This is a genomic window from Leptospira ognonensis (assembly GCF_004770745.1).
In the GTDB taxonomy this organism is placed as follows: Bacteria; Spirochaetota; Leptospiria; order Leptospirales; family Leptospiraceae; genus Leptospira_A; species Leptospira_A ognonensis.
In genome coordinates, this window is sequence record NZ_RQGD01000039.1 from 39,697 (window position 1) to 58,951 (window position 19,255).

At 40.5% G+C, this 19,255-nt stretch carries 20 protein-coding genes; 12 read left to right on the forward strand and 8 right to left on the reverse strand.

Going from position 1 to position 19,255, the window contains the following annotated elements; genetic code table 11:
- Positions 1 to 41 precede the first annotated feature (41 nt).
- The 3 genes from bioB to bioD are packed head-to-tail and all read right to left on the reverse strand — an operon-like array spanning position 42 to position 3,145.
- Positions 42 to 1,097, reverse strand: a complete 1,056-nt coding sequence (bioB, locus tag EHQ58_RS15020) for a biotin synthase BioB (RefSeq protein WP_135624729.1) — start codon at positions 1,095 to 1,097, stop codon at positions 42 to 44.
- 43 nt (positions 1,098 to 1,140) lie between these two features.
- Complete coding sequence (bioA, locus tag EHQ58_RS15025; RefSeq protein WP_135624730.1) at positions 1,141 to 2,463, reverse strand: adenosylmethionine--8-amino-7-oxononanoate transaminase; 1,323 nt, start codon at positions 2,461 to 2,463, stop codon at positions 1,141 to 1,143.
- Positions 2,447 to 3,145: a dethiobiotin synthase gene (bioD, locus tag EHQ58_RS15030; protein WP_135624803.1), complete on the reverse strand. Its 699-nt coding sequence runs from the start codon at positions 3,143 to 3,145 to the stop codon at positions 2,447 to 2,449. The genes bioA and bioD overlap by 17 nt, the downstream gene beginning before the upstream one ends.
- A gap of 60 nt (positions 3,146 to 3,205) precedes the next feature.
- Between bioD and EHQ58_RS15035 the strand changes: the two genes are divergently transcribed.
- The gene (locus EHQ58_RS15035) at positions 3,206 to 3,730 is read left to right on the forward strand and encodes a cyclic nucleotide-binding domain-containing protein (RefSeq protein ID WP_135624731.1); all 525 of its coding nucleotides are present in this window, start codon (positions 3,206 to 3,208) and stop codon (positions 3,728 to 3,730) included.
- Positions 3,727 to 4,779 (forward strand): AI-2E family transporter, encoded by a 1,053-nt coding sequence (locus EHQ58_RS15040; RefSeq protein ID WP_135624732.1) that lies wholly within the window; start codon positions 3,727 to 3,729, stop codon positions 4,777 to 4,779. Before EHQ58_RS15035 ends, EHQ58_RS15040 begins: the two co-directional genes overlap by 4 nt.
- Here EHQ58_RS15040 and EHQ58_RS15045 read toward each other — a convergent pair.
- Positions 4,772 to 5,665, reverse strand: a complete 894-nt coding sequence (locus EHQ58_RS15045) for a DMT family transporter (RefSeq protein WP_135624733.1) — start codon at positions 5,663 to 5,665, stop codon at positions 4,772 to 4,774. The genes EHQ58_RS15040 and EHQ58_RS15045 overlap by 8 nt on opposite strands.
- 29 nt (positions 5,666 to 5,694) lie before the next feature.
- On the opposite strand from EHQ58_RS15045, the gene EHQ58_RS15050 reads away from it, so the two are divergent.
- The 6 genes from EHQ58_RS15050 (at position 5,695) to EHQ58_RS18775 (ending at position 10,415) form a co-directional block, all read left to right on the forward strand.
- Positions 5,695 to 6,936 (forward strand): hypothetical protein, encoded by a 1,242-nt coding sequence (locus EHQ58_RS15050; protein WP_135624734.1) that lies wholly within the window; start codon positions 5,695 to 5,697, stop codon positions 6,934 to 6,936.
- 18 nt (positions 6,937 to 6,954) lie between these two features.
- A complete protein-coding gene (gene ung / locus EHQ58_RS15055; RefSeq protein ID WP_135624735.1) occupies positions 6,955 to 7,620 on the forward strand; it encodes a uracil-DNA glycosylase in 666 nt (221 codons plus the stop codon).
- Positions 7,595 to 8,497: a DMT family transporter gene (locus EHQ58_RS15060; protein ID WP_342776258.1), complete on the forward strand. Its 903-nt coding sequence runs from the start codon at positions 7,595 to 7,597 to the stop codon at positions 8,495 to 8,497. The genes ung and EHQ58_RS15060 overlap by 26 nt, the downstream gene beginning before the upstream one ends.
- Positions 8,494 to 8,835: a 4a-hydroxytetrahydrobiopterin dehydratase gene (locus EHQ58_RS15065; RefSeq protein WP_135624736.1), complete on the forward strand. Its 342-nt coding sequence runs from the start codon at positions 8,494 to 8,496 to the stop codon at positions 8,833 to 8,835. The genes EHQ58_RS15060 and EHQ58_RS15065 overlap by 4 nt, the downstream gene beginning before the upstream one ends.
- A gap of 63 nt (positions 8,836 to 8,898) precedes the next feature.
- Entirely contained in the window at positions 8,899 to 10,191 is a 1,293-nt protein-coding gene (locus EHQ58_RS15070; RefSeq protein WP_135624737.1) for an acetyl-CoA hydrolase/transferase family protein, read from the forward strand.
- Positions 10,192 to 10,271: 80 nt separating this feature from the next.
- Entirely contained in the window at positions 10,272 to 10,415 is a 144-nt protein-coding gene (locus EHQ58_RS18775; RefSeq protein WP_167883648.1) for a hypothetical protein, read from the forward strand.
- Here the strand turns inward: EHQ58_RS18775 and EHQ58_RS15075 are convergent.
- Positions 10,412 to 11,227, reverse strand: a complete 816-nt coding sequence (locus EHQ58_RS15075) for a M23 family metallopeptidase (protein ID WP_167883649.1) — start codon at positions 11,225 to 11,227, stop codon at positions 10,412 to 10,414. The two genes, EHQ58_RS18775 and EHQ58_RS15075, sit on opposite strands and share 4 nt — an antisense overlap.
- Positions 11,228 to 11,414: 187 nt before the next feature.
- Between EHQ58_RS15075 and EHQ58_RS15080 the strand changes: the two genes are divergently transcribed.
- A complete protein-coding gene (locus EHQ58_RS15080; RefSeq protein ID WP_135624739.1) occupies positions 11,415 to 12,152 on the forward strand; it encodes a glutathione S-transferase family protein in 738 nt (245 codons plus the stop codon).
- Here the strand turns inward: EHQ58_RS15080 and cutA are convergent.
- On the reverse strand, positions 12,122 to 12,436 hold the full coding sequence (cutA, locus tag EHQ58_RS15085) for a divalent-cation tolerance protein CutA (protein ID WP_135624740.1): 315 nt from the start codon (positions 12,434 to 12,436) through the stop codon (positions 12,122 to 12,124). The two genes, EHQ58_RS15080 and cutA, sit on opposite strands and share 31 nt — an antisense overlap.
- A 19-nt stretch (positions 12,437 to 12,455) precedes the next feature.
- Here cutA and EHQ58_RS15090 point away from each other — a divergent pair, with 19 nt between their 5' ends.
- Positions 12,456 to 13,241, forward strand: coding sequence for a discoidin domain-containing protein (locus EHQ58_RS15090; RefSeq protein ID WP_135624741.1), 786 nt, complete (start codon positions 12,456 to 12,458; stop codon positions 13,239 to 13,241).
- Here the strand turns inward: EHQ58_RS15090 and EHQ58_RS15095 are convergent.
- Together EHQ58_RS15095 and EHQ58_RS15100 are read right to left on the reverse strand one after the other, a co-directional pair.
- On the reverse strand, positions 13,238 to 14,332 hold the full coding sequence (locus EHQ58_RS15095; RefSeq protein ID WP_135624742.1) for a hypothetical protein: 1,095 nt from the start codon (positions 14,330 to 14,332) through the stop codon (positions 13,238 to 13,240). The two genes, EHQ58_RS15090 and EHQ58_RS15095, sit on opposite strands and share 4 nt — an antisense overlap.
- Positions 14,333 to 14,419: 87 nt before the next feature.
- Positions 14,420 to 15,514: a DegT/DnrJ/EryC1/StrS family aminotransferase gene (locus tag EHQ58_RS15100; RefSeq protein WP_135624805.1), complete on the reverse strand. Its 1,095-nt coding sequence runs from the start codon at positions 15,512 to 15,514 to the stop codon at positions 14,420 to 14,422.
- A gap of 154 nt (positions 15,515 to 15,668) precedes the next feature.
- Between EHQ58_RS15100 and EHQ58_RS15105 the strand changes: the two genes are divergently transcribed.
- Together EHQ58_RS15105 and EHQ58_RS15110 are read left to right on the forward strand one after the other, a co-directional pair.
- On the forward strand, positions 15,669 to 16,934 hold the full coding sequence (locus tag EHQ58_RS15105; protein WP_135624743.1) for a valine--pyruvate transaminase: 1,266 nt from the start codon (positions 15,669 to 15,671) through the stop codon (positions 16,932 to 16,934).
- The gene (locus tag EHQ58_RS15110; protein WP_246047383.1) at positions 16,931 to 19,255 is read left to right on the forward strand and encodes a hypothetical protein; all 2,325 of its coding nucleotides are present in this window, start codon (positions 16,931 to 16,933) and stop codon (positions 19,253 to 19,255) included. Before EHQ58_RS15105 ends, EHQ58_RS15110 begins: the two co-directional genes overlap by 4 nt.

Below are 19,255 nucleotides of genomic sequence, written 5' to 3' on the forward strand. Positions count from 1 at the left end.
AAAGTAGGAGAAAAATATTCCCCCTACGAAAAAAAGGCAAACTACTTTTTAAATTTATATAGTTCTGGAAAGTTTTTTTCCTCGTAGAGAGAAGAGGATTTATATTCTTCCCAGCCTTCTGGAATTCCTTCTGTAAATTCTGGTATCATGCCACAATCTCGAATCATGGACATGGTTTGCTCCATATCACTTCCCTTCACATTCAGGTAACCATCGGCAAATAGGGAATTTGCAACATATAAAGCCATAGATTGTAAGGTTCCGAGGTGCCCTTCTCTACCAGCTCCAATGCGAATCTCCGAATCAGGATTGACAAGACGAAAAACCGATAGAACGCGGAGGCAATACTCGGGCGTTAGGTTGCTCTTTGTGATCGCATGTCCTTTGATCGGAATGAAAAAATTAACAGGAATGGAAATCACTCCGAGTCGTTTTAACTCAAAAGCTACGGAAACAATATCTGAATGCTGTTCTCCCATTCCCACGATGAGACCAGAACAAAGTCCGATATTTGCAACCGATGCCGCTTCCAATGTCGTCAAACGATCCTTAAATGTATGTGTAGAACATATTTCATTATAATTTGATTCTGATGTATTGAGGTTGTGATTGTATCTGTCAAGACCAGCATCTTTTAAAACTTGGGCTTTTTTGTTATCAAGAATCCCAGCTGATAAACAAACACGAAGGCCTAATTCTGAATTTATTTTTCGTATCGTTTTTGCTAGTTGGTCGACAGCTTTGTCAGTAGGTCCTCGACCCGAGGTTACCATACAAAACCGGTAAGCGCCGTTTTCCTTTGCTTTCTTGGCATCTTCCCAAATCTCATCTTCCCCTTTCAGGGAGTATTCTTGGATGCCAGACTCGCCGCCTTTCCTTTGTGCGCAGTATCCACAATCCTCAGGGCAATAGCCGTTTTTGATGTTATCAAGAATATGAATCCGAACTCTATTTCCAAAATGTCTTACCCGCTCTTGGCTTGCTCGGTTGACAAGGGCCAAAAGGGATTCTTTACCTTCTAGAATGGCAAGTGCCTCCTCTGGTGTGAGGAGTGAGGGTGCGCTTGAGGTAAGGGGGGAAGCTTCTGTAGCAATCATGAATGCAATGTCGTAAAAATCATGCGAATTGTAAATGAAGAATTCACAGCAGTCTGAATGCCTCTTGCAAGGCATCGTATATTTGCTCCAAGGCACGAGCCCCTATATTGTATGGGGGAGTGATGTAAACTGTGCTTCCCAAGGGACGAAGGAGAACTTTGTGTTTGAGAAGTTCCTGTTTCAAACGTTTCCCAATCGGATTCAAGTATTCATCGTCTGCGATGGGTTCTTCCCATTCGAAGGCTCCTATGGCACCAAGAACCCGTGGATTTTTAATTTTTTCTGGAAATTGTTTTGCCAATCGAAAAATGAAATCCTCGAGTTGTAACTTCAATTTTGATACCGAGTCATACCCATCGCTTATGAGCAAGTCGATGCTTGCAATTCCGGCAGCACAGGCGATGGGATTGCCTGTCATGGTATGGGCATGAAAGAAAGAAGCATACGGATCTTCACTTAGAAAACTTTCATAAATCCTTTTTGATACGAGCGTGGCCGCCAAAGGCAAGCTTCCGCCAGTCAGACCTTTTGCCATTGCAACTAAGTCTGGTTTTATGTTCGCTAATTGGTAAGCAAAGGCTTTACCGGTCCTCCCCATACCCGTAAACACTTCGTCAAGGATGAGAAGGATATTATATGAATGGCAAAGAAATTCCAATCGGATGAGCACTTTCGTTTCAAAAAAAATCATTCCACCCGCTCCAAAAACTAAGGGCTCAATGATGACACCAGCATACTGAGAAGCATTTTCTTTAAGCTCTTCTTCCAAGGAATCTAAACACTCAACACCACATGTCTCTGGTTTTTTCAGAAAAGGACAGGATTTGCAATTAGGCGCGATAAACTCTTTTGTCGGAAATCTGAGTGCTGAGAAGATACGATTAAAGTAGGTTAGGCCAGAGACGTTCATGGCACCGATGCTATCCCCATGGTAGGAGGCAGAAAAAGTAATAAAACTTTCTTTTTTCGATTCCGATTCGTTCCCATTGTTCTTAAAAAATTGGACGGCTATTTTTAAAGCAATTTCGACCGCATTAGATCCGTTATCGGAATAATAAACTTTATTGAAGTCACCCTCTGCGAGCAAAAGTATTTTTTTTGCAAGTGATTCGGCAGGTGCATGTATCATTCCTGCTAACATCATGTGATCCAATTGACTGGCTTGCTTCGTGATTGCTGAAATGATTTTGGGGTGGCAATGCCCATGAATAGAAGTCCACCAAGAAGCTACTCCATCTACGTAGGCCTCCCCTTTCTCATCAAAAAGATACTCACCAGAGGCCCGAGTGACATTGAGCAATTCATCGTTCGATGTTTGAATCGTGAGTGGAATCCAGACCGCTGTTTCCTTAGGAATCAAAATCATCACCAATATCTAAGAGCGAATCAAGAACCATCCGATCGGTATCGAATGAAGATTTTGCAAATTCGATAAATTCTTGTGAGGAAAGCTTTTGAGAGGGAAATGTAGTCAGACCTAGACAGGATACTCCACCAAACATTTGTATTGTTTTAATATTATCTTCAATCAGCTCATTTTTTGGCCCAACCATATAAAATCCTACCACAGGAATCATTCTTTGGAGTAAACTTTCAAGGGTCAAAAGGGTATGGTTGATGGTACCGAGTTCTGTGGAACAAACAATTACAACTTTCAAATTCGATTCTCGTATGAGTTGCCAGGAAAGATAACTTTTGGTGAGAGGGACAAAAACCCCACCCGCACCCTCTATGATCACAGGAAAATTACGAATATTTGCGATCTCAAGGCGCAGTTTTTTTAAATCGATCTCGAGTCCCTCTTTTTCAGCAGCCAAGTGTGGGCTCGAAGGGTAACGCAATCGGTAAACTGGTTTTAAAAAATGAAAATCTTCGAAATTCGTGATTTTCCTAATGAAATCGGTATCATCGCCCTCCAAAAGTCCTGTTTGGATGGGCTTCCAGTACCTGAACTGATGGCTTTTGCCATATTTCGCGAGAAATAGAGAGGAAAAGAAAGTCTTTCCGATGTCGGTCCCGGTTCCTGCGACGAAAAAAGCCTGGCTCACAAATCTCAAGGTTTTATCAATTCCAAGCGCCGTCTATCCGATTTATATAGAAGAGGTCCTATGCAACTCCCACTTTGGAAATCCATTCTAAAACGCGATGACAATCCAATCACCGAAATCTCTGCCTTTCTCAGAGAAACGGCTATCTTCCAAGGCATGTCGCGACGGACACTCAGAGAAGTCGCTAGACTCATTCATAAACGAAAGTATTACGCTGGTGAAACGATCTTCTTCCAAAGCCAAGCAGGTACAGGTGTCTATTTAATCTTACACGGAAAAGTCGAAATCTCCTCACAACGAGAAGGTGTTACTTTGAAACTTGCAGAGTTAGAAAAAGGAGCTTTTTTTGGAGAGCTTGCCCTTTTCCAGGACTTCCCAAGATCAGCTACTGCAGTAGCAACGGTAGATTCAATATTGCTTGGATTTTTTCAACCCGAATTAAAAACACTCTTAGAAACAAAACCGCGCGTCGGAAACGAACTTTTGTTAGGGTTTGCCAGCATCATAGCGGATAGGCTTCGTAAGACCAATGATACTCTGGAAGGTGCGTATTTTAAAAGCAAACGAGAGAAAATGAAATCATGAGCACAAGCCAGCTATCTGAAGTCATCCTTCGCTACTCATTTTTTTTCCTACTCCTCATCACGGTTCTGATTGGCGTCATAGGGATAAAGTTCTTAGCGATACCGATTTTAATATCGGGAATTCATTTTTATATTTTTCATCCGATCGTAGATCAATTGGAATCTCGTGGGGTTCCAAGATGGACTACAATTCTCGCAATTTTTGCGGTCCTCATTTCGATTGCTTATTGGTTTTTGGCTTTCTATTTACCAGATTCGTTTGCCAGCGCCCAACCCATCATTGCAGACTGGTCAGCAAAAATGGATGATCCAGACTTCCAATTACTCGATTTAAATAAACTTCCCATCATATCCCAAAATCCAGAGCTCTGGAAAAAAATCATAAAGCCTGAAGCATTGGCGAAATTAACCACAGGTTATCTAGAAAATTTCCTACAAGAAATAGTGATCCTAATTCCTACCTTTATAAGTTGGATGATCATTATTCCGATCATCAGCTTTTTCTTGTTACTGGATGCGAATCTCATTTACAAAACCATGATTAGCTTTATCCCGAATCGATTTTTTGAAATGTTTCTGATGGTGTTTTACAGAACCAACCAACAAATTACGAGCTATTTGAAAAGTCTTGTAATCCAGTGTGGGATCATGGCAACGGTGGCTTCGGTTGGTTTTTATTTGATTGGGAATATGCATTTTTTCCTTTTCGGATTCTTGCTTGGCATCGCAAATTCTGTTCCCTATATTGGCCCTTTGCTAGGCATCATTCCACCTCTCGTATTTGCACTTTTGTTTCCAGAATTATCACCAGGAATTGGAGCAACATTTGGTGTCGTCGCTTTTGCACAGTTAGTTGACAATGCAATCGTGCAACCTGTCGTGATTGCAAATGCCGTCTCACTTCACCCGCTAGTCATCATGATAGGGATTGCAGTAGGTGGTAATTTTTTTGGTATCTTTGGAATGTTACTCGCGATACCAGTCATTTCGATATTGAAAGTTACTATTGGAATCTTATACGAATCACTTAAAGAAAATCAGATCATCTGACTTCTGATAATAAAATGCCAGAAAGCACCATGCAGCATCCAATTCCACCCAGTATTGACAGACTCTCGCCTAGTATGAAATAGGCGAGAATAAATGCAAAAACAGGCTCTAGGGAATATAAAACTCCCGCTCTCGTAGCGGAGACTGTCTTTTGGTAGCGAGCTTGAATTTGTGAAGTGAGAATCGTGGCAATGAATGCGGTATAGATCACTCCCAACCAAAATTTATAATCCAGTTTTGTCTGATGAAAAGCAACATTTAGATTCTGTTCTATTGGAAGCGCCAAAGTGGAAAGTATCGCTATAAAAAAGATTTCTAATGAGACGAGAACTGGTATCGGAATCTTGCGACTAAAAATATCAATGAGTATGATGTGAGCGGCAAACAGAAATGCACTTGCAAGAGTTAGCCAGTCACCTACAGAGATCGCATAACCTGAATATAGTGTTTCAAAAGTTGAGCCGTTCTGAGAGATCAAAAACAATCCAGAAAATACTATGATCACAGCGATCCAGGTTTGCAGAGATGGATTTTTTCTTTCGATTAGAATTTGGAGCATCGGCACAAAGATTACATAACTTCCTGTTATAAACCCAGATTGCGTAGCGGTGGTCGTAACAAGCCCAATGGTTTGCAAGGCATATCCAGAAAGGGCTGTAACTGCGATCAGAAGGATAGGTAAAATATAATGTTTCTTTAGGTTCTCTCTTCGAAATAATACTTTTCCGTACAGCAGAAGGATTGCAAGACCTGCGAGCCAAAATCGAATGGATATAAATAAAAATGGTGGTACAGATTCTAAGGCTAATTTGATCGTAACAAAAGTCCCGCTCCAAAATAATGCTGCCAGCATTAAAAATATTTCAGGGGGAATTTTGCTAAGCATGCTACGTTCACTTTTTTCGAGAGATCATTTTGTTCAAGGAAAACATGGACTGGAAGTATAGAATACGAAAACCCGAAATGGGCACACAATTGAATTGGGAAATTTACTTTCCTCCAGGCCTTGCCACCTGGGCTACAGAAAATGTAAAGCGCCTGTTAGACGAAATTAAACTACCAAATCAACCTTTGATCCGCTTACGCACTTTTACGGAAAAACTAAAACTCGAAAACGCAAATTCCCATCAAATAGCTTATTTATATGAATACGGCCATTTTTTACGAGATATCAGACTAGTCATTGCAAAGAACGACAATTGGCGTACTTCAAGTTCCGACACAGAAGCAGAAATGCAAAAGGTGATCGAATCTGCCATTCCCATTGCCAAAAAATTATTTAAAGCTGATGATAATGTGAAGGATACTAAGATTCGAAATGCATTGCACGGAAGTTATTTTGAAACAGAAATCACTGTCACTATCTCTTTGTTTGGTGAATTTGCTTACCTTCGAGGAATCAAGGCTCCGCTTTCCACAAGTGCCCCAGTTCCTGAAGACCTTGCTCATGCATTGCTACTCTATACAAAACAATTTGCCGAGTGGGATGAAACCTTAAACACTTTTTTGTATCTACCCTTCGCGGGGACGGGGACTTTCGGAACCGAATGGACTCTTATGCAAGAGAGCACACCCACTCATTCCTTGCCTAAAAAAACGATCTTTCAAGACTTTAGTTTCTATCCAGAAAAAACGATCGCTCATTATCAAAAGTCAAAACTCGCTGAAGTCAACAAAAGAAAGACGAATCAATTTTGGTTAGACACCGATCCTGCACTCTTAGCGTATCAAAAAAAAGAATTACAAAACTGGGAAAAGTTTTTTAAAAGCAAAATCCATTGGCATTTAGCTACAGGAGATTTTTTTCGCGTCAACGAACCTCTCGAAATATCAGAAATGGATCTCTCCGATATCGAAGAATTTGGAGTCTTCCTTCCCATCAATCCTCCTTATGGATTTAGAAAAAACGAAAGACCTACAAATGATGATACACTATATGCCGAATTAGGTGGCAAAATTCAACAATTAGGGGATTACTTTCGTAATCGGAAAAAGAAAGCACTGAAACAATTTGCAGGTTTTATTCTTTGTCCCACGGAAGAAAAATGGCTACTCGTAAGAAACCACTTAAAAGGCTTTTCTCAAAAAACGATTCACGTCACTCATGGCGGTATCGACTTAAGAGTTTTATTTTTCGATTTTAAAAATCAATTTTAGAAATTTAGAAAGAACTACATGAAAGAGATTCAAATCGAAGAAAGCTGGAAACAAACTTTGGCCCGTGAATTTGAAAAGCCATACTTTTTATCCTTAAGAAGTTTTGTTCGAAATGAATACCAGACAAAAGTAGTATATCCTCCCGCTAAACTGATATTTGCTGCTCTAGACCGATGCCCTTTTGATAAAGTAAAAGTAGTCATACTTGGCCAAGATCCTTACCACGGCGCAGGTCAGGCTAATGGACTTTGTTTTTCTGTGAATGATAAAGTCCCGCTTCCTCCATCACTTTTGAACATATTCAAAGAAATCCATGCTGATATTGGAAAGCCGATGCCAAAATCTGGAAACTTAAGCTATTGGGCTGACCAAGGTGTACTTTTATTAAATGCTAGTCTAACGGTTGTAGAGAATCAAGCAGGATCTCACCAAAACCAAGGTTGGGAAGTTTTTACCGATGCTGTTATTAAAAATTTATCGGATCAAAGAGAGAATCTAGTATTTTTACTTTGGGGGAGTTTTGCACATAAGAAAGGTGAGGTGATTGATACAAAAAAGCATCTCGTCTTAAAATCTCCGCACCCTTCCCCGCTTTCTGCCCATCGTGGGTTTTTTGGCAACCATCATTTCAGCAAAGCAAATGCATATCTGATCCAACATGGAGCAAAACCAATTGAATGGTAATGCGAAAAAAGGATATTTTTTCGTCTTCCTAACAGGCGTATTCTTTTCATTTGAAGTGATAGGTTTTAAGGAGATTTTCAAAAAATTTCACCTAAGGCCGGAGATAGCAGCATTTTATGGAGTCGCCATTGCCGCCCTAATCGTGACACCTTTTTTTCTCTTCAATCTAAAGCGAAGAGAATCCTTAAAAACTACGATCAGAAATAACGGCAAAGTTTTATTAGTTGGAACCTTTTGCAATGCGATTGGTATTGTCATGTATTATTATGCTCTAAGAATATCAGACTTAGGGCCGTCAGCCGTGCTGATCAAAATGACCGTCTTATATAACGTGATCTTAGGTGTCGCATTCTTAAAAGAGGAAATGCGCGGTTTTGAAATGATAGGCATTCTATTTGCCATCCTCGGGATCATTTTAATATCCTCACTCGATGGTCAAATCCAGGTGACTTCCGCAATCATCATCCTAATCTCCGCTTTCTTTTTTGCGATCCAAAGTTATCTCATCAAAAGATATATCGAGAACATAGATGGGTTGGCATTTGCTTACTTACGGATACTGCTCCTTTCTTTCTTTTTTGCCTGTTATATCACGATGAATGGTTCCTGGGTGGTGCTCTCTCCCGTTCTCACCTTTGCTCTTGGTCTCTTCTCTCTCCTTGGTTATTTTTTAGGACGCGCGTTTTATTTTGAGGCACATAACCATCTTCCCATTAGTAAACTCAATTCAACATTGCTGATTGAGCCTGTCTTCCTAATGGCCATCGGAGTTCTTTTCATGCACGAACCCTTGCCTCCGAAAAAAATAATGGGCACTGTGTTCATTATGTCCGGATTATATTTATTAATTTTTCATAGACAGAGGAAAATAAAATGAATCCAGATTGGAAACTAGAGGAAGTAAAACCCATGAAAAATCCATTGCTTCTGACAAAGGAGGAACTTAATCTATTTTTAGCCTCATTTCCAAACTGGAAGCTCGAGCGCAGAGCGCAGGACGGCATAGAAATTCTGACAAGGAGCTACCAGTTTACGACCTTCATACAGGCATTTGGTTATCTTTCTAAAATCGGACTCCTTTCTGAAAAATTGGACCACCACGCAGAAATTTACAATCTATACGGACTCGTAAAACTCACAGTATTTACCCATACGACAAAAAATTTGACTCATCTTGACAGACTCTTTGCCTATCAGGCAGAATTATTGCTATAAAAGAAAAGTTTGTTTTTTCTCACTCACAATTTATCCTGTTACCAGGGAGATTGAATGATTCTAATGAGAAACAACGATTGGAAAAACAGGGCTGTCAGTGCAGAAGATGCATTAAAATTAGTAAAAAGTGGTGATACTATTTTCGTTCACGGAGCCTCTGCGACTCCGACACCCCTCCTTGATGCGCTTGTCAAAAGAAAAGATCTAACTAATATTAAATTATACCACCTGCACCTAACGGGTGAATTAAAATTTGTTGAACCAGAATACAAAGACCAGTTTCGATCTATTTCTCTTTTTACCGGTCCTGCCATGCGAAAGCCCATCGAAGAAGGAAGAGCAGATTTTATGCCGATCTTTCTTTCTGATATTCCCCTTCTCTTTCAAAATGGTCATGTTCCACTCAATGTTGCTTTTTTACAACTTTCTCCGCCTGATGAACATGGTTATTGCACATTAGGTTGTTCTGTCGATACTGCCAAGGCCGCAGCGGAAAATGCAAAGATCATCATCGCAGAAATCAACGAACAAATGCCGAGGACTCACGGGAATACGGTTGTTCCTTTCAATAAAATCAAAGCATTTACGCTTACAAATCGACCGTTGCACGAACATCCATTAGCGGAAGAGACAGAAGTCGAGGCGAAAATTGGAACGATCGTTGCTGCGTTAGTGGAAGATGGCTCCACGCTACAAATGGGTATTGGTGGAATTCCTGATGCCGTCCTCAGTCGTCTTAAAAATAAATCCGATCTTGGCATTCATACTGAGATGTTTTCTGACAGAGCAGTCGATTTATTCGAATCTGGTTCCATCACAAATAAAGTCAAAAAAGTACACCAATTTCGATTGGTCACTAGCTTTGCTTCAGGAACCAAACGATTGTTTGATTTTATCAACGACAATCCAGCCGTTGAGTTTCACCCATGTGACAGAACGAATGATACCCATTTGATTCGTAAAAATGATAAGGTCATTGCCATCAACTCGGCTTTAGAAATCGATCTCACAGGCCAGGTCTGTGCCGACTCCATGGGTCATAAAATTTTTTCAGGTATCGGTGGGCAGATGGACTTCATTCGGGGTGCTGCCTTATCAAAAGGTGGTAAGCCTATCATCGCACTTCCAGCAACAGCGGCCAAAGGAAAAGTCTCAAGAATCTCCCTGGAATTGAAACCGGGAGCTGGTGTTGTGACGACAAGAGGCCATGTGCAATGGGTTGTTACAGAATTTGGAGCGGTCAATCTATTTGGAAAGACACTCAGAGAAAGGGCGGAACTTCTCATTTCGATTGCACATCCAGACTTTCGGTCAGAATTAAAAAACCAAGTCAATGGACTTCGTCATTTTTCCTAAATACCATTTTGATCTTTGCGCGCTACAAATAGAGTCGCCACATAACATACTCAATTGAAAATGAGACGTGAGGGAACGATATGAGTAAAATTTTCAAAATTGATGGGGCAAAATTTCCAGATATGGAAACCTTGAAGGAATCTTTATGGAGCCTTTACTCCGACAAAATGTCCAAAGATGAATTTGAAGCGTATGTGAAGGCCAATGTAAAAGAAGAAGGTTAGTTGGTTCTGTCAATTTCGAATGCAGAACTAATCGGTTGAGACGGGGCCTCCCTTCTCCAGTGAAGTTCCCCTTCCAATAGTTCTGTGACGTCTTGGGATTCTGTACGAAATAAAGTCGGAATTGTTTCTTTTGTGATTTCGATGGTGGCCCGGTACACTTCGAAATGAAGGTGTGGTCCGTCGCTATAACCAGTGTTACCCGAATAACCTAGCATTTGCCCCGTTCGTACAACCAGACCTCTTTTAACGATCACACCCATGTAGGCCAGATGAGCATATTGGGCGATGGTTCCATCCTTATGTAAAATTTTTACAAAATTTGCTTTGTGTAAATACTTCGGATCAAAACCTCCCTCCGTATTCTGATCCTCCAAATCTACGACGACACCTGCTCGTGCAGCGGTAACGGGACTTCCTTCTGGCATCCCAAAATCGATCGAATAGCGATTGGCACCTGTATGGCTTTTTTTACCAAAATAGCCTTGGTTCACCCTGTATTTATAACCTTTTTCAAAAGGAAGTTCATATACGATTTTATCATCATGTTTGGCATCAAAGTCACCTAACATCCAGTTATATGAAATTTGAAGAGATGCCCTTGCTTTTTTGTCCAATAATTCAAATCTTAAAAATTTAATTTCGCTCGTTCCATTTAGTTTGACAACCAACGGTAGATCTCTTGATGGAATGACGTTCTCATACTTTGCATTGATTTCCAGAGTGACGACAGCCTGCATAGTTCCAATGTCATTGCGAAAGTAGACATCGAAGCCTGTTTCATCTTGGACGTAGATCACGCAGACCCGATCCATAGAACAGTGCTCGCTCCTTTCCCCGTCTGCCTGGACTAGGGCTGGTAAAAAGCTCAATATGCAAACGAGGAGGAACTTCATAAAAATCCTTTAAATTATGAACGAAATGGAAAGGGATACAATTCATTTTCAGCAGATTTTGAAAAACTTGACTGACATAATCTGCTCCTTATGGGATTTTTTTACCATGAAACCGATACTCTATATCTTCCCTATTTCTCATTTTTCTGAGAAAGCGAGGTGGGCACTCGACCGAGCCAATTTTTCATACGACTTGAAAGTATTAACACCTGGCGAACATATACCTCTACTTAAAGGCATTGTTCCCGAAACCTCTTTGCCGGTCCTACAAGAAGGGGATCAATTCCTACAGGGAAGCTCAAAGATCATTGATCTAGTCGAGGAACGGGCTTTTGGTGAAAAATCAACGCAAGAAGAAAGAGAAATGGAAACAAAAATCGACGAAACCATTGGCAAAGGACTGCAAACGATGCTCTACCATTTTGTGTTAGCCTATCCGGAGATCGTTGGTAAACTCTTCTCTACAACTCCTCCGAAAAAAGAAGTTCCGATCCCTCCTCCGGAAAAATATGATTTCATTGCCCTCATCCTCAAAAAAAAATATAAAATCAATCCGAAAAATGTCGAGGTCGTCAGGGAAAACATTCACAACTTTACGCGCGATTTACAGGATTTATACCAGTCGAAAAAGTATTTTAATGGTCGTTCATTTGGAAGAGTCGACCTAACGCTCGCAAGCCTTATGGGTCTATTGGCCTTCCCCCCAGAAGCCCCCGCCTCCGCATGGTTTGCTTCCGTCGACATGCCTGAAGATTTCGAGGCTTGGAGAATTTCATTAAATGCAGAACCATTATTTGACCGACTCCGAGAATTCTATAAAGAATTTCGAATCCATTCCAAATAATCGGGATTCCCGTTTTTTGCTTCATAAGAAACAATGCATGGAACTTCATAGGAGTGGAGTTCCTTGGCGCGTGAGATGGCCCGATCAACCAAACTTTCTTTTGTTTTCAAAAAAAGAAGAACTTCGCTATCTGATTGCAGTTCATTTTTCCAAATGTAAATGGAGGTAACAGCGGGAAGGATGTTGGCACACGCGACCAGCCGTTCTTCTACCAGGGCGCGCGCGATCCTCTCTGCCTCAATCGTATCTTTTACAGTTATATAAATGAATTGAATTTGTTCCATGTCGAATTAGAGTTTGCTCATGATGCTTCGTTTCTTATTGATATTGGTTTTTACTTTATTCTTTGCACAACTGGCTGCGGAACCATCCAACCGTCCTACCATTACTTCAAGTAGTTTCCGATCCAATGCAAGCGGGAAATTTCCACCCACCTTTGCGATGGATGGCAAACTCGAATCCAGCTGGATCGAAGGAACTGATGTCAACGGAATCGGAGAATCAATTACGATTTCCTATAAGAGTGAAATCAAATTTCAAACCATTGCGATTTACAATGGATTTGGTGACCCTAAAAAATGGGCGAGCAAAAACCGTGTCAAGAAATTAAAGCTAACGACCGATAGTGGATATGAGGAGATATTCACTCTAAAGGATACCCTCTCTGCACAAAAATTGAATCTAAAAGAGGAAGCCACAGCAAAATCGATCAAGCTCACCATCCTTGAAATTTTTAAAGGTAAGTCTGAAAATGAAACATCGATTGCCGAGCTAAAATTTCTCGCTGACCAAGCGGGCATTATTTTAAGTCCTCCAAAAAATACATGGGCTCTTGGAAAATGGAAAACAGAATCAAACATCGCCAAGATCAATTTGCATAATGACGGCACCTGCGAGATGGGATACGAGACGGCAAAGATGCTCTGCACTTGGACGGAGAAAGGGGATAAGGTTTTGGTCCAACTAGAAGCCACTCTACCTTTGACAAACTCTGACCGATTGGAGTTGCGCCTTCAAAACAAAAACAATGAGCCCACCGTAGAAGTGAATGGTAAGTATACGTTTATCAGAAATAAAGAAGAAGTTTAATCTTCTATTTTCATCCTCCACTGCTGAGTGAGCCATTCAACAAGTTCTTCAGCAGGCATGGACTTATCGTTTACCTCATAATAAATTCCAACGTTTTGAAAGAACTTACCCTTCGCATCGCGTATCGGTGTCACAAAAAATATACTAGCACCCGTTTGTTCTCTTAACGAAACAAGCCATGCGACTTCATTGAATGGTTTCATTTTGTTTAAGGGTAAAAATAAAATGCCGGACTCATCCATCTTCACATTTCGTTTTTTCCGAATTTCATAAAGAACGCGTCCCATAGAATATCTAAAATTGATCTCGGAAAAAACTTGAGTTCCAACAGAAGTATCTTTGCGATAAAAAAATCCATCCATGGCTGCGGGGCCGGTCGGTCTATACTCCGAAGCAGAAAAAACAGATTTCATGGTTTCTAAACAATTTGGTAAAATCCAAGTGAGTTGTTTTTCTTTTTCCGCACTGATTCGGATCCCTCGAAAGCTACCATCTTTATCTACCATCATTTCCGTGCTTCCAAGATACACTGGACTTGTGGATGTAAAGTCCCAAAGCGTTGAAAAATCCAAGTACCGTTCCTTGCCTACCCAATCCTCAGCATAAATCGGATAGCGAAACAATTTTTTGGCAATCTGTTGTAACTTCCAGCCTTGTGATTGGTTTTCTAAGATGATATGATTGCGGCCTGCAAGCCCGTATTCCGATTTGAGTACTACGGGATGTATCAAATCTGAAAGATAGTCTAATAGTTGTTCCTCAGAGGAAATTAATTTCGAACGTAGCTCTGACAGTCCTAAGTCTTCTTTCCACTGTCGCTGTGTTAACTTTGAATTCAAGTAACTCGAAATTTCTATTTTCTCAGAATTTTCTATCAGATACGATTCATTCAGATCATGACGGCGGCCCCACTCGACCAAATTCGCATCTTCAGGGAGAAAGTCTCCTTCGAGCCAGGAACTACCGAAGGAAAATCCATGCACAGAGAGGTCTTTTAAAAAGTTTTCATCTGTCGGTTCTGTTATATGAACAAAATCCTCTGAACGAGAAAGAAAAAAGAAGAGTTTTTCTAGAGAAAAACGCCTTCTCAAAGTTTGGTTGTCTAAAGCAGGAGGAGGCTTAAGGAACCTATATTCAAAGATTGGGTCTAGTGAATATAGATTCGTAAAAATGCCTAACTAATAGATGCGACGAATGGCGGTTGCGATCCTTTGGACATTGTCTTTTGTCAGGTTTGGATACACTGGTATGCAATGCCCTCTTTGGAAGAGTCTTTCCGCATTCGGATAATCTTGTTTGCTTTCTTCTAACACGTTATGAAGAGGTTCACCTATGGTGCGCTTGGTTCCGATGTGAATCGATTTAAAATACCTTTCTACTTCTTCATATCCCTGATTAGAAACCACAATAGGGAATCTATGAAATGTATCTTCCGCTGGATTTGCAAAATATGTTTCTAATCTTGAATTTTGTACAGCTTGTAGATAAGCGACCGCGATCTTTTTCTGTCGTTCTAAAATAACTCCAAGCTTTGAAAGTTGTTCGATCCCTAGTGCTGCTTGGTAATCGATCAAACTGTAATCAAATTTTGGTTCTCCTAAAATACGTCTGGAAGATACACCCGATTTTAGAGATTTGATCTGGTTTGATAGATTCGTATCGCTCGTTGTGATCATCGCACCATTACCAGTGGTGATCATATTTTCAGAATTCAACCCGCAGATAGAAACAACTGATTGTTTACTCACAGAGATAAGCTCAGAAGTGGCACCAATTGCCTCAGAATAATCTTCAATGATTGCCGTATCACCTAATTCATATTTGCTGACATTGATCAAAGATCCAAATGTGTGGTCAAAGATGGCAACCTTTGCACCAGATTCAGATCGTTTGCGGTTGAACTCCACTACATCTGGGTGGAAGGAATTTTTTCCCAAATCCACGAGCACGGGTTTTGCTTTTAGAAGGAAGATCGCATCTAGTGCGGATATCGGTGCAAAACTCGAAAGGATCACCGCGTCGCCAGGTCCCACGCCGAGTCCTAGCAATGTGAGGTGGTAGGCCGAGGTCAGGGAATTTGCGGAAATGGCATGCTTGAATTTAAACGTATGGCAGAAGGATTTTTCAAATCTCTCTACGATTTCGCCACTCGATAGGTGTTCATCCACAAGGCATTCCAAAACACCTTTTAAATCCTCTCGTGAGAGGGTGGGCTTATGAAACTCGATTTCTTTTTGTTTTTTTAACGGTCTCTGTAATATTTCCGATGTCATCCAACAATCTTCCTTTATTATGTCTCTTAATTGAGCCATAATCGAATTATGTCACTTCCTTTTTCACTAATGGGAACATAATTTTGTGAAACTAGAGCGAATGCCCAAAAAATGGGTTCTGTACTAGGTTTTCTCAGGGATTGTGGCAGATAGTATGCTCCGTTCTCGTATCGCAAAGAAACTCACGGAAGGAAATGGCATTCTCAGTTTGATGTCAGATCTCAGCGAAACCATCACACAGACAGGGGACGGAACTGCCTTTTTGGGCGGCGGGAATCCTGCAAAGATCCTTGAGGCGGAAAAAATCTACGAATCTGCCTTTTCAGAACTCGCAAACCAAAGAGATTTACTTGCGAACTTGTTTGGTGACTATGCCGGACCGATAGGAAATAAAGACATCCGCGCATTAACCGCCGCTTACTTAAGCCAGAAATTGAATGCAAGTTTAACCTATGAACACATCGCATTTTTTAATGGGAGCCAAAACGCATTTTCTTATTTACTCAATGCGTATTCAGGAAATATGGAGGATGGAAGTTTCAAAAAGATCTGTTTGCCCATTGTTCCAGAGTACATAGGTTATGCGGATCAAACTTGGGATGAAAATGTTTTCCAAGCGAACCTACCACAAATTGAAATCCTCTCTACGAATCGGTTTCGTTATCAAATTGATCAAAAGAAAATCAATCTAAATGACGTCGGGTGCATTGCTCTTTCCAGGCCCACCAATCCTACAGGAAATATAATCACATCCGAAGAGCTTACCTTTCTTTACACGGGTGCGAAAAAATTTGACATCCCCCTTCTCATTGACCTGGCGTATGGAAATCCTTTTCCCAATTTGATTGGAAATTCAGATCCTGTCATGTTTGATCCTGGAAAAATTCTTTCTCTAAGTTTTTCAAAAGTTGGTTTACCAGGCATCCGTTTTGGCATCATCATCGCAGATCCCTATGTGATAGAAACGCTATCCGCCTTTGGCGCGGTCGGGAATCTGAGCTCTGGAAATGTAGGAGCAGAGCTTGCACGGATTTTTTGGGCAAATGATACCCTTACCAATATATCGAATAACATATTACGTCCGTATTACGAAAAGAAATGTAAAGAAGCTTTGGAAATCCTTGATGAACGTTTTCAATCATATGGTATCGAGTATTCCATTCATTCTCCTGATGGTGGATTTTTTCTATGGATTTACTTTCCTGAGTTGAAAATTTCAAACCAGGAACTTTACTCCTTATGCAAACTTGAGAAAGTGTACATAGTTTCAGGACATTATTTTTTTCCAGGGCTTTCTAATGATTTTTCGCACCGTGAAAAATGCATACGTTTGACATATTGTCGCAGTGCACAAGAAATAGCACGTGGGGCAGAAATTCTGGCAAAACTTGTTTCCCAATATAGTAAAAATGACATATGAATGATGCGGATTTAATTGATATAAATGACCTAAAGAGCGATGATGCGGCACCGACGCCAGCAGATGTTCAAGCTCCCGTCTCACAATCCTACATCCAATTATCTGATGCGATTGGAAGTCTCACGCCTACAGCTCGTTGCATTTTAGATGAATTAAAAGACTGGCATAAAAGAGTCGAAAAACATGGCAGTAAAGAAATACATCCATCCTATCTGCTAACGCTCGATAAACTACCTGAAGCCCTTGGCAAATATACGAATCTTGGCTCACAGGGAAAAACAGAAAATGCGATCCACCATGCTCTTCGCCTACTTCTCGATTTAGATCATAGAGGAGCGAACCGCGTGATGTATGTTTACCCTTACCTCATTAAAAGTGGAAGCAAAATTACAAGCAAGATCGCACTCATCGCACCTCAGAAAGATAATAAGACCGACACCATTCCCTACCGACAAGCATGCTTTCGGTTTTCACAGGAATTGATCAAGATGTTACTCGACAACCGTTCCAAAAAAGGTAGAAACTGGGACGAAACTAATCCCGGCACTCTCCTCATCCAAAAAAACAAAGATGGAAACCCTTGGTTGTATCCAAAGCTTGGCAGCCTTGAGTCTGAGATCACCTCCTTAGTTCGAAAAGGATTTGGAACTGTTCCTTACATACCTATGACGGACTTCCTCATTGATTTTGTAAATTATGCAAAGGAACAAAATCTCGCGATTGGTATATTAAACGATTATCATATTGTCCTAGACCAGTTGGAAATTTTACCCGATGGTAGTTTCAAGAAATTGCCTGAAGTGGTAAACCAGATTCTGGCGCACTTAGATGCATTAGAAACTTTTACGAAAGACCATTTGATGAAAATTGCTCGTGAAGCAAAATACGAAGTTTTTGTAGATAAGATGAACCAATACTTTCAAGATGAGATTTTCTCAAGCATCGAAGAGAAAATGAATCCTGAAGATAGAGTGAAACGATTTTTATCTTTATTAGAATCCTTTCCATTTGCGTCCCAAAAAGGGAACCAAGCACAGGTTATACGAGAAACCGTCGACACAGGAATGAAAATTCTGAAACGTCTGAGCGAAGAAAAGGGATCTGTCATTCACAGAAAAGATGATAATATCTATTCTACGATGAAACAGTCAGTCATGTCAAAAATTCCAGAGTATACGAAAAACAACCACTCCTTACTGCGCATCAATTTTGAAGACGAAGTTGCGAGTGCAGGTATCACGTCACCTGAAAAAGCGAGTGAATACATCAAAAGATTAAAAGACGATGTCCTGTCAGAGTTCTCATACCAAGAAGAAAAATTATCAAACGGTAAATCGGTTTATTATGTGGTGGACCATGGTTATATGGCCGCAGTCATACACAAGTTAGCCTTTGAAAGCAAGGGAAATCCAGAGCTTAAAAAACAGCTTGAATTTGCCAAGACGATCAATCATCGACTTTCGAATCCAAAACATCCAGAGCTAAATAATAAATTAAGGCCCGATGCAATCGCAAAAATGAATGCGGGCGTAAAAGATTTAGAACATGAGGAAAGGGAATGGGAAAAATCCCAAGATATCAAAAGTAAGTTTAATGTTGTCCCGGGGCTCATGACTTTTTTTGTGTGTGTTCTTATGTTTATAACTGCCGCTTATTACTTGCGTTCGGCGGTGCCGATATTTTTCGGAGTCCCTTTTTCGATAGCGGCTGGTTTTATGGCCGCACTTTTTTTCCGCGAAAAGACCTCTGAAGAAATACGAGAAGATATTAAAAATTCAGGTAAATTCGGAAACGTGGGAGATTGGGGAAAATCGAGCGGTGGAGGAGGAGCCATGTCTAGTTCTTCTAGCGACGAAGAGCAGCCGACGAGCCAGAAAGAAGAAAAGATTGCCAATATCTATAAGGCAGCAGATAACTTTGTTTTCCCAAAACGATTTAATAAAATTACCGACAAAGTTTTAGATCCAAAGTCATTAAAAAGTAGAATCTACGAAAATTTAGATAATATCAAAAGAAACAACCTAACACTCGCAAAAGAAAAGAACGATGACAAGATTGCTTCTACCGTAGAATACGCGGTGTTACAGTCGGTCGCCACCATTCTGATTCCCGATGATGTGGCAGTAAAGGATATGCCTTCCACGATTTTGATCAACCGTAATGATTTAAAAGCCGCACTTTTCAGAGGTCAACTCGCTGATTTTTATCGTGAAGAAATGAACAAGAAAAAATTTGATAAGAAGCTCGTGAAGTATTATACTTATCTCATCAATACAGTCGAAATGGAATATTATAAATACTTACCGAAAAAACGAATCTAA

Bases quoted from the DNA above. Each gene is read 5' to 3' on its own strand.
- bioB (WP_135624729.1), bottom strand. From the start codon at position 1,097: ATGATTGCTACAGAAGCTTCCCCCCTTACCTCAAGCGCACCCTCACTC.
- bioA (WP_135624730.1), bottom strand. From the start codon at position 2,463: ATGATTTTGATTCCTAAGGAAACAGCGGTCTGGATTCCACTCACGATT.
- EHQ58_RS15035 (WP_135624731.1), top strand. From the start codon at position 3,206: ATGCAACTCCCACTTTGGAAATCCATTCTAAAACGCGATGACAATCCA.
- EHQ58_RS15040 (WP_135624732.1), top strand. From the start codon at position 3,727: ATGAGCACAAGCCAGCTATCTGAAGTCATCCTTCGCTACTCATTTTTT.
- EHQ58_RS15045 (WP_135624733.1), bottom strand. From the start codon at position 5,665: ATGCTTAGCAAAATTCCCCCTGAAATATTTTTAATGCTGGCAGCATTA.
- ung (WP_135624735.1), top strand. From the start codon at position 6,955: ATGAAAGAGATTCAAATCGAAGAAAGCTGGAAACAAACTTTGGCCCGT.
- EHQ58_RS15060 (WP_342776258.1), top strand. From the start codon at position 7,595: ATGGAGCAAAACCAATTGAATGGTAATGCGAAAAAAGGATATTTTTTC.
- EHQ58_RS15065 (WP_135624736.1), top strand. From the start codon at position 8,494: ATGAATCCAGATTGGAAACTAGAGGAAGTAAAACCCATGAAAAATCCA.
- EHQ58_RS15070 (WP_135624737.1), top strand. From the start codon at position 8,899: ATGAGAAACAACGATTGGAAAAACAGGGCTGTCAGTGCAGAAGATGCA.
- EHQ58_RS18775 (WP_167883648.1), top strand. From the start codon at position 10,272: ATGAGTAAAATTTTCAAAATTGATGGGGCAAAATTTCCAGATATGGAA.
- EHQ58_RS15075 (WP_167883649.1), bottom strand. From the start codon at position 11,227: ATGGATCGGGTCTGCGTGATCTACGTCCAAGATGAAACAGGCTTCGAT.
- EHQ58_RS15080 (WP_135624739.1), top strand. From the start codon at position 11,415: ATGAAACCGATACTCTATATCTTCCCTATTTCTCATTTTTCTGAGAAA.
- cutA (WP_135624740.1), bottom strand. From the start codon at position 12,436: ATGGAACAAATTCAATTCATTTATATAACTGTAAAAGATACGATTGAG.
- EHQ58_RS15090 (WP_135624741.1), top strand. From the start codon at position 12,456: ATGATGCTTCGTTTCTTATTGATATTGGTTTTTACTTTATTCTTTGCA.
- EHQ58_RS15100 (WP_135624805.1), bottom strand. From the start codon at position 15,514: ATGACATCGGAAATATTACAGAGACCGTTAAAAAAACAAAAAGAAATC.
- EHQ58_RS15105 (WP_135624743.1), top strand. From the start codon at position 15,669: ATGCTCCGTTCTCGTATCGCAAAGAAACTCACGGAAGGAAATGGCATT.
- EHQ58_RS15110 (WP_246047383.1), top strand. From the start codon at position 16,931: ATGAATGATGCGGATTTAATTGATATAAATGACCTAAAGAGCGATGAT.